Raw genomic sequence first — 10,082 nt, 5'->3', positions numbered from 1 at the left:
CGCGGTATTGAATAGTTTTTGAATGTTTTTCATAGTTAGCGGAGATTTAAATCTTTACGGATTGGAGGTTAATTAATTCATCGGTTTCGGTAGTTTTTAACTTATAAACGGGTTGGTGGAGCACTTGCAGGTTGGAATTGAATTTTGCTGCATCCAGTTTAATTTCTTTCGGTACAATAACAGTTTTCAGGCTGCTTTGGTCGGTATAGGCCTGTGCATGGATGCCAAATGCCGTATATATGTGTTGTGGAGTAAGTACCTGTACCGGGGTACCGTCCCACCATTTCCGCCCATCTTTTAAAATAATGATCCGGCTGGCATATTGCGCGGCAAGGTTAACCTCGTGCAGTACCACAATAATCATATAGCCTTTTTTTGCCATCGCAGCAGCAATAGCCAGGGTTTGGTGCTGAAACTGAAGATCCATGTTATTGGTTGGTTCGTCTAGAAGCAATACAGCATCTTTATTATCCCACAACTGCGCCAAAACCCTGGCCAGGTGCACCCGCTGTTGTTCACCACCCGAAAGGCTTAGCATTGATCGGTCGGAAAGATCGGTTAAACCGCATAGTTTCATGGTTTCGAGTAGTGCTGTTTGGTCGTTTTTTGCTGATGAGCCACTTTTTAAACCATATCTGCCCATCATTACCACTTCTTTTACAGTAAAGGCCATCGAAATGGGATTATGTTGTTGCAGGTAAGCCCTCTTGGTAGCCAAAATTTTCCGGTTATAAGCCGCAAGGTCTTCCCCATACAGCATAATACGTCCGGTATCGGGTTTTCGTTCGCCCGAAAGCAAACGCATCAGGGTTGATTTACCCGCACCGTTTGATCCTAAAAGCGCAACCATTTCGCCCGGCCTGATACTGAATGAGATATCTTTTAACAGCGGCCTGTTATTTAATTTATAGCTGATGGATTCTACTCTAAGCATAACCGGTATTTAATTAACTAATTTCTTTTTGTCTTTAATGAGGATATATAAAAATATGGGTGTACCCATTAAAGCAGTAACCACGCCGATAGGCAATTCGATGGGCTGAAAAATCAATCTCGACACCATATCGGCCAGGGTAAGCACCAAAGCCCCCATTAATGCCGAAACCGGAAGCACAAAACGGTGATCTACACCGCCCAGCAAACGCGTAAGATGGGGGATAAGCAATCCGATAAAGCCGATAATGCCCGAAACGGCTACAGAAGCCCCAACGGCCATAGTCGCTAGTACCACCACCAATATTTTGATGCGGTTGGGGTTTAGCCCGATCAGTTCTACCTGACTTTCGCCGATGGCAAATAAATTCAATCCCCTGGATAGAAAAGGGAGTCCGATTATGGGTATAAGCACAAAAGGGAACAAACAGCTTACATTTTGCCAGGTAGCACCACCCAAACTGCCCATCATCCAAAAGGTAATGCTGCGGAGTTTCTGCTCGTCGGCCAGATAGGTTACCAGTCCGGTTAAAGCCCCTGCCATGGCATTAATGGCAATACCTGCAAGAAGCATGGTTGAAACATTGGCTTGCCCGTTTACTTTCGAAAGGTTATACACCAGCATAGCGGTAATGCCTGCACCAGCAAAAGCACCAAAAGCCAATAAATAATAACCTAATACCTGGCTTAGGCTCGAAAATAACAAAGTTTCGAAAGCAATAATCAATACAGCCATTAAAGATGCCCCGGCCGATATCCCTACTAAACTGGGTTCGGCCAAAGGGTTCCTGAATATACCCTGTATCGCAGCACCAGATATGCCCAGTGCAGCACCAACCAGTACACCCATTAAGGTACGCGGTAGCCTGATCATCATGATTACGCCTTCATTTATTCCGTGATTTGTACCACCAAAAACAGTAAAACCCATGGTATGGGTCAGGGTATCGATTACTTCTTTTAAAGGGATGCGCATGGCGCCCAGTGCAAGGGAAAAGCAGATGGAAACCAGTAATCCTGCACTCAGGCAGGTATAAATAACGGTTCTTTTCATTATAAAATACGGTTATTTAATGTTTTAATGGCTTCGGGTAAACGGTTGCTGAAGTTGATGAGCAATGGTCCGTTCATTTCTACTATCCTTTTGTTTTTTCCTGCATTGGTATAAGCTACGCCGGGGAGTTCTAAAAATGCTTCCCTGCCACCTAAACTGCTTAAACCAAAATCGAACATTAGTATTATATCCGGATTACTTTTAACCAGTGCTTCGGTAGTGTAGGGTTTAAAATCGCTGAATTCCTGTATGGCATTTTTACCCCCAGCCAGTTTAATAATCGCATCAATACTGCTGCCTTTTCCGGCCACGTTCATGGTGCCCACACCGCGGGCATAAATAAACAATACTTTCGGAGCCTTGTTTCCCTTTTTTAATTGGCTTAAAGTGGTATTAACACTGTTTTCTGTTTTTTGTGCAAGTTGTTCGCCACGGGCTTTATCTCCAATAGCTGTGGCAATCTGCCTGATAAATTTCGTAGCCCCTTCAACCGAAAATTCCTGGCGGATGCTCACCACCCTAATGCCGAGTGACTTAAACTGATAGAGGTTTTCTTTAGAGAAATCGCCTTCGGGTACCAAAATAAGATCAGGACGGAAAGCGGTAATGCTTTCTACAGAGAACGACCTGTTGCGGCTCACTTTTGGTAATCTGTTAATTTCTTCGGGCGAAACACTGGTTACATCGGTAGCTAAAATACTTTTACCGTAACCTAATGCATTTACCGTTTCGCTAATGGCACTGCTTAGGCTAATAATACGTTTCGCCTGTGCGGCCGCTTGCTGCAGGATAAGGGAAAAAGAAAGAGTAACTAATATAATGTAATGTTTTTTTATACTCATGTAGGCTTTGTTATCGGGACAAAAAAAGTGTTTAATTAATCTAAATACAAGTATTTGAGCCTCGTTAGGAATTTAGCCATAATGTATTTTTTTGAAGAAAGAGTTACTGATATAGTTGGTTAACAATCTGATAATCATTTATTTGATGAGTTTTATGTAAGATTTAATTAACCAATTTGTGCAAAATAGAGACTAAAAAAATACGCTTTGAACAAAAGAAAATACGGATTGCACAAATTAAAATACGGATTGCACAAACCATTTATGGCGCTTAATATGGATGTTTGCAGTGTTCTTATTTAGAATGATTAAAAATAATATCCGTAATGAAGTACACAAAATACACTTGCCGGTTCAATAAAAAAGCGATTACTGCTGGTCTTTTGCTTTTAACGGTCGCTTTTGGTGGGTGCAAGAAAGATGAACTGGATCCGAATGAAGTTTTACAGGATGGCAAAAGTGTGGTAATTACCGATCTTGCCGGCGATACACAGGCCGCCATGGGCAGTGGAACTCCTGGTAAAGAAGTACGTCCGTTTTATACTTTTCTTTTCCGCTTCAGGGATCAGAAACAGATCTGGATCCATAATGCAGCCGATTCGGCACAGTGGCTGAAAACAAAAGACTGGGATTTAGCTTTCACCGGTCCTTACAACAGTGAGGTTTATGTTAACGATAAAGATTATCAGTACAACCCTGGTTTCGGCGGAACAGCAAAAAGCGCAGTATTACAGTTGGAACAAATTTACGATACGGTTAACCAGGCACCATCCGATCAGGCCTTTAATGCCAGTGAAGTAACCAAAATAGGCTGGGCATCGTCTGCAGCATCAAAGGGATGGTTTTTTTATAGTCTCAATACCCACATTATGCAGGCTATCCCCAACCGCACCTACGCCATCAGGTTGCCCGACGGCAAATACGCCAAATTACAGTTAATCAATGCTTACAAGGGCAATCCGCCTAGTGTTACCGATTTAAACTGGCCTGCGCCTTATTACACCTTTAAATATTATGTACAGCAGGATGGTAGCAAAAACTTACAGACCAAATAAAGAAGATGAATAAATCAATTACCATAAACAAAAACCTGGTTAAATGGGCATTAATCTGTTTTGTATTCATAGTACTTTTCGCCAGTTGCAAAAAAGATGAAATTGTTGCGCCCGAACCTGAAAAGGAAGTACCTACCAAAACTGAAGGTGGTACACCATACTTTAAGCTACAACGTATAGAAAATTTAGCTGTAGAAACGGATGATGCAAACCCCACCGTGCCACCAACAGCTGTATTATTCAGTTTAGAAACTAAAGCAATTGTTCCTTTATTATACGCTAAAACCAATCGTTGGGATATCTGCTTTAGCGGACTTTACAATAGCTTTTTAAGCAGTAATAATGGTCAGTCGAGTACTAGCCTTGGCGCCGGAAGCACAGGTACAGGTGCGATTACCATCATACAAAAACCATTTGATCAGGTTACCGATATACCGACAGACGGCACATTGAGCATCACTAAAACCATTGGTACCGACGATGAAGGAGATTTTGGTGAAGGCATCGGTTGGTACCTCTATGATTTTGGAGGAACAAAAAGAGGGGATGGCAGTTACGATAAACAGCATGTGGCCTACGCCATGCCCGAGAAAAGAACTATAATCATCCGTACTGCCAAAGGCGATTATGCCAAGATCAAAATGATCAGCTGTTATAAGGATGCTTTTACGGCCGATAAATGGTTCAGGACCACCCCACACATGTATTTCACTTTTGAATATGTAATTGTGCCAAAAGGAAGTATCAAATTCGAAATCAAATAAGCTCACAAATAAATCAATACAATCATTAAAATGAAGAATAAATTAACGCAACTGCTTTGTATTATATTAACAGTTGCCACGCTTGCCGCCTGCAAAAAAACAATTGGTTTGGATCCGCTTCCTGCAAATAAAATCACCGAATTTAAGGTTGCCGTATCGGATGGAGATATTTTCGGGGCCATTGATGAAACCGATAAAACCATTACGCTCTATCTGCCATATTATTACGAACTGGATGTAATAGAGCCTGTAATCAAACTTTCGGCCGGGGCTAAACTCAAAGAAGCCATTGCTCCGGTAGAAGTTTTGGATACCAAAAAGATCTATACTGTAATAGCTGCCGATCAAAGTACCTCAACCTATACACTGATTATTAAATTAAATCAGGAATCGCCATTGGTACTAACCGAACTGTCAACGGCTACCAATACTGCTAACATTGCCATAGGTGGTGCAGATATTGCGCTTCAGGGCAATTTTAATGTTTCGGATATCAAAAAGATCAAGGCATATCTGGTAGATGCCAACAATAAAGAATACGAATTTTTGCCCTCTCCATCATTTGGCGCTCCGGCAGTAACTGTTTCTATGATAGGCAGCACTAAAACTTATACCTACGGGCGGTTGATGGCTCCACAGACATTGGAGCCGGGCGCTTACAAAATCAGGGTTAAGGTACAGGCTTTAACTGCAGAAATGAAGAATCCTGTAAATGTAGTTTTTGGCAGATCAGGGATAAACTATGGTCCGGTAACCGCTAAACAGGGTGAAACCTTTAAAATTGTAACCACCACAACTGTATTTAACGATTTTAAAGAGTTCTACATCATGGTAAACGGGCAGAAAACGCTTTTACCAATTGTATCCTACAACAGAATAGAGGCGGTAATCCGGATTCCTGAAACTGTGCCGCCAGGCGTATATACACCAACAGCAGCATTTGGTACCTGGCCATTGCTCACACTAAACTGGGCCGTTACCGTAACTGCTAAATAACAACCTATACCATTGAAAAACGATTCGGGAGATTATTCCCATTTATATAAAAAATCATAAATCTTAAAAAAATGAAAATGAAATTTTTAAAACTTACGTTTGCAATTGCAACTTTAGCCATATTAGGAACCGCCTGTAAAAAAGATGCTGCTCAACCAGACAATAAACTTGCTTTACAGAATACCCAGGCAGTTATACCTGTAGGCGGTACACAGGCAGGCGTAGTAACCAATTCGTCTACTTCTCCAACATCCTGGACAGCAGTTGGCTACGATTTGTTAAATAATGCACCATCAAGTACTACTAATCAGGTAAACTTCGACAATAACTTTGATGGAAACATCACTGTGGTTGGAACCTACCAATTGGGTTACTATGATTCTGCAACCATCACCGATGTAGCGAACATTACATTAACAGATGTTGCAAGTGTTACACTAGGAGGTATCAGTACTTTAGGAATCAACAATTCTGTTCCGGCTGTAACGGGTTGGTACGATTACGACAGAACTTTCCGCACCATTACACCTGTTGCTAAAAGATATGCACTTGTAGGTAATAACACTTCTGTTTCTGCCTCAACACAACTTTATGCAGTTCAGCTTGATGGGGTAACCACTTCTGGTACTTACAATACCACTGTTAATTTCCACATCAAAAGATTGAAATAAACAAACCTTCAGTTAAAAAAAGAGCGATACCACTAATACCGCTCTATAAATCATAAATACCCAAATTAAGGGGATAATCCCCGAATCGTTTTAAAAATATCAGCCTTTGGTAAGACCATATTTGCGGGCTTTAAAAATGCAAACCTAACAATAATAGATTATGAATACAATATATAAACGCTTCTCTGCCAGTTCATATTATCTTTTTCTTTTATGCTTATTAAGCATATTTAGTTCCTGTAAAAAGGAATACGAAGATTTTCCTTATACCGACATTGTAAGCTTTACAATAAAAGATGCAGCCGGAAATCCGTTGAAAGCGGTAATAGACGAAAAGAACCTCATTATATACTGGCCATCCAACCAGGCAGTGCCAGATAATATTGTGCCAGATATTGTATTATCTGAAAGGGCAACGGTTAGTCCGGCTTCAGGACAAAGCATAGCTTTTAAAGAAACAACCAAATTTGTGGTAACTGCGCAGAATGGTGCCACTAAAGAATATCTGATTAAAAAGGTAATCAATCAGCCGTTACTTAAAATAAATGTAACCGGCGGGGTTTTAGTTTACAATACAAAAAATTACGCGTTAAGGGGGAATAACATCGCTATTGGTGGTGATAATATCATTGCTGATAAGAATCAGACAAAGGTTTACCTGATCAATACAGCCGATAATACTGAAAAAGAGCTTGCCATCGGAACAATTACCCCAATTGCCATAAATGTAACTTTGGGCAGCACAACACCGGATGGCATTTATAAATTGAAGGTTGTTTCCGGACAACGAACTGTTATTATAGAACGCACTTTTGGCATATCTTCTGGTTTCCCGCGTGTAAGCCTGGAAGAAATAGCTGTTTTAAAGAAAACCTTTAAACTCGGGGAAGAATTTACATTAAACGGCACAAACAGGATTGAACAGCTCACTAAGTTTACCATCCGGAATCTGGATAATCAACAGATTTACGAACTTCCGATTAAAGAGGCGAAAACAGGTCAATTAACTTTAAAAGTACCAGAAAACTTGCCTACCGGTCAGTACGACCTTTATATCTACAATTTCCCTGGTGGAGAGTATTATGCGGCAGGCTCAGCTTTTGGCTACTTTGATGAGCTGATTACGATCACAAATTAAGGAAGTGAAGCACAACTTAAAAATATATACCACGCTCTTAACGCTGATTCTAATGGGAACCTCTGCTTGTAAAAAGGCACAGGTTTCTGTTGATGATGCGGACGAAATTATTTCGCCAACAACGGGCACACGCAGTCAGTTTACGCTCGATTCTATCTTTTTGTATGCGAAACAGGTATACCTATGGAATGATGCGTTGCCAGGTTATGCCGAGTTTAACCCAAGGCAAAAATATGTAGGGATCGGTTCCGATATTACTACTTTTAGGAAGGAGCTATTCGATATTTCGCAACTTAAAATAAACGCAGCTACCGGGAGCCCCTACGAATTGCCTGTTTATTTCGAAAATCCAAAATATTCTAATCTGCAGTTGGGGAGAAGTATTCCCGGAAGTACCGCAGGGGTAGGAATCCCGAGTACAGCCGTGCTTACCAGTAAAATAATTCCAAGTGGAAATAAGACTGTCGCTTATCTGGCATTGGGTTCATTCCCTTCATTAAGCAGCAGTAAAGCGGTATTAGATCAGGCCTTTGCCGAACTCGCAACTGCCAATCCAAAAGCTATTGTAATCGACCTGCGGGGCAACGGCGGTGGTTATCTAGAAACTGCAGAATATGTGGCGGATTTAATTATACCAGCCAGTTTGAATGGTAAGGTGATGTACAGCGAGGTATTTAACCCGGCCATGCAGAACGGTACTGCTGCTATACTAAAGCATCAACTTTATTTAGATGCCAATGGGAAAATGGCTGTTTACAATGGGCGTAATGCCACCATGGCCGATGTAGATTATACCATAGCGGGCAATACCTATAAATTCAATAAAAAAGGAAGTTTACAGACTATTGAATCCGTTTATTTCATCGTTTCGGGTAATACCGCGTCGGCCAGCGAAATGCTGATCAGTAGCTTGAAACCCTATTTCGATGTCAAACTCATCGGAGAGAAAACCTATGGCAAACCTGTAGGCTTTTTCGGCATCAACATCGATCAGTACAGTGTTTACCTGAGCAGTTTTTTAATTAAAAATGCCAATGGCTGGTCGGATTATTTTACGGGCATGCAGCCTGATGTTGCCGTAAAAGGTGTAGATAACCCGGTTCTGGGGGATCCAACCGAAAGTTGCCTCAGTGCAGCCTTGGAACTCATCAATGGAACAAAAAAACTGGCTGTAAGCAAACTGGCCACAACAGATAAAATTACAGTCAATAAAACAGATCTTCTTCTGCTAACAGGTGTAGAAAGTATCATGTTTGAAAACAGATTAAGATTAAGAAAATAATAGGAAAAAGGTTAAAAGCCTGATTCTGAAGCAATAAAAGTAAACATGTTTAAACTATCCGCTATCATATTTTTCCTTGCATTTTTTCATCTAAACGTTACCGCACAGGATTATGGAAGTTTAAAAGGCACGGTTAGCGATGAACAGGGTAAAGCTTTACGCGGTGCAACCATACGCCTGGAACCTGACGGACATACCACTGAAACTGATGCCAAAGGTAATTTTGTTTTCAACAAGATATTTGCAGGTAGTTACAGTATTACGGTAACCATGGTTGGTAAGGCCAGTTACCAGAATAATATTAAAATTGGTATAGCTGCCAATAACCTGATCATTAAATTATCAGGCGATGAACTCGAACTTAACGAGGTTGCCGTATCCGAAAACCGTGCTGCCCCGGATAACCTGATGAAATTAGAGCGCAGCGCCATGCCTGTTACCGTAATCAGCAGGCGCACCATCGAACTGATGGGTAGCAGAAGGCTTGATGAGGTATTGAAAGAACAAACCGGGATTGCGATTGTAAATAACATTGGCGGTGGTGCCCGGTCAGTAGGTGTGCAGATGCAGGGTTTTAGCAGCGAATACGTGATGATTTTAATTGACGGGCAACCCATGGTTGGTCGCAACAGCGGAAATTTTGATTTATCCAGGATCAGCGTTTCCAATATCGAACGGATCGAAATTATTAAAGGTGCATCTTCCTGTCTCTTCGGAAGCGAGGCGCTCGGCGGGGCGATTAACATCGTTACCCGCTATGGCGCTTTACAGCCACAGGCACTTATCGCAGCAAATTACGGGAGTTTAAACATTGCCGATATTACCCTCGAAGGCGAAACACCATTCGCTTCACAAAGGGGATCGGCCAATATTTCTGCCAATTATTATCGCACGGATGGTTTTAATACCAATCCAAAATACATTCAGCAGGGGACAACAGCACCACCTTACGATAATTATGCATTGCAAGGCAGGCTGAGGTACCGTTTAACACCAACAAGTACACTTGGTTTTAGCGGCAGGTATGGGTTGAGGAAATCGTTTATGGCTAAAGATTTTGGTTTGGGCATTATTTCCGGCGATAGTCAGGATGAGCAGGATTTAAACCTTTCGGCCACTTTTGATCATAATTTCAATTCGGGATTGCGCAGCATGAGCCGTTATTATTTTACCAATTTCCGGTCCGATCAAAGTGTAGACTGGCAGCAAACGAACAGCAGCATTACCAAAGATGTTTTTGTGAAGAACCTGCACCGTTTCGAACAGCAATTTGCTTATGGTATCAGCGATGAACTTAAATTTACGGGCGGTTTAGGTGGCAGTATCGAAACCATGAATGATGTGTCA

General features: G+C 41.5%; 10 protein-coding genes. 7 read left to right on the top strand and 3 right to left on the bottom strand.

What is annotated here, in order from left to right:
* Window positions 1-46: 46 nt before the first annotated feature.
* The 3 genes from R2R28_RS28795 to R2R28_RS28785 are packed head-to-tail and all read right to left on the bottom strand — an operon-like array spanning window position 47 to window position 2,829.
* A complete protein-coding gene (locus tag R2R28_RS28795) occupies window positions 47-943 on the bottom strand; it encodes a heme ABC transporter ATP-binding protein (RefSeq protein WP_410479065.1) in 897 nt (298 codons plus the stop codon).
* Complete coding sequence (locus tag R2R28_RS28790) at window positions 944-1,987, bottom strand: iron ABC transporter permease (RefSeq protein WP_316829116.1); 1,044 nt, start codon at window positions 1,985-1,987, stop codon at window positions 944-946.
* Complete coding sequence (locus tag R2R28_RS28785) at window positions 1,987-2,829, bottom strand: hemin ABC transporter substrate-binding protein (RefSeq protein WP_316829115.1); 843 nt, start codon at window positions 2,827-2,829, stop codon at window positions 1,987-1,989. The genes R2R28_RS28790 and R2R28_RS28785 overlap by 1 nt, the downstream gene beginning before the upstream one ends.
* Before the next feature lie 326 nt (window positions 2,830-3,155).
* Between R2R28_RS28785 and R2R28_RS28780 the strand changes: the two genes are divergently transcribed.
* From R2R28_RS28780 to R2R28_RS28750, 7 genes are all read left to right on the top strand, one after another.
* Entirely contained in the window at window positions 3,156-3,884 is a 729-nt protein-coding gene (locus R2R28_RS28780; protein ID WP_316829114.1) for an HmuY family protein, read from the top strand.
* Window positions 3,885-3,889: 5 nt separating this feature from the next.
* Window positions 3,890-4,648, top strand: coding sequence for an HmuY family protein (locus R2R28_RS28775; protein WP_316829113.1), 759 nt, complete (start codon window positions 3,890-3,892; stop codon window positions 4,646-4,648).
* A 30-nt stretch (window positions 4,649-4,678) separates the two neighbouring features.
* Complete coding sequence (locus R2R28_RS28770; protein WP_316829112.1) at window positions 4,679-5,644, top strand: hypothetical protein; 966 nt, start codon at window positions 4,679-4,681, stop codon at window positions 5,642-5,644.
* A 77-nt stretch (window positions 5,645-5,721) separates the two neighbouring features.
* On the top strand, window positions 5,722-6,315 hold the full coding sequence (locus R2R28_RS28765) for a hypothetical protein (RefSeq protein ID WP_316829111.1): 594 nt from the start codon (window positions 5,722-5,724) through the stop codon (window positions 6,313-6,315).
* Between the two features lie 160 nt (window positions 6,316-6,475).
* Window positions 6,476-7,453 (top strand): hypothetical protein, encoded by a 978-nt coding sequence (locus tag R2R28_RS28760; protein WP_316829110.1) that lies wholly within the window; start codon window positions 6,476-6,478, stop codon window positions 7,451-7,453.
* 52 nt (window positions 7,454-7,505) lie between these two features.
* Window positions 7,506-8,735 (top strand): S41 family peptidase, encoded by a 1,230-nt coding sequence (locus tag R2R28_RS28755; protein WP_316829109.1) that lies wholly within the window; start codon window positions 7,506-7,508, stop codon window positions 8,733-8,735.
* 45 nt (window positions 8,736-8,780) lie between these two features.
* A partial coding sequence (locus R2R28_RS28750) for a TonB-dependent receptor plug domain-containing protein (RefSeq protein ID WP_316829108.1) occupies window positions 8,781-10,082 on the top strand: 1,302 nt, incomplete at its 3' end.

Source organism: Pedobacter miscanthi (genome assembly GCF_032678605.1).
Lineage (GTDB): Bacteria > Bacteroidota > Bacteroidia > Sphingobacteriales > Sphingobacteriaceae > Pedobacter > Pedobacter miscanthi_A.
Note: the sequence above shows the minus strand (reverse complement) of the source record. Positions and strands in the feature narration are given on the sequence as shown.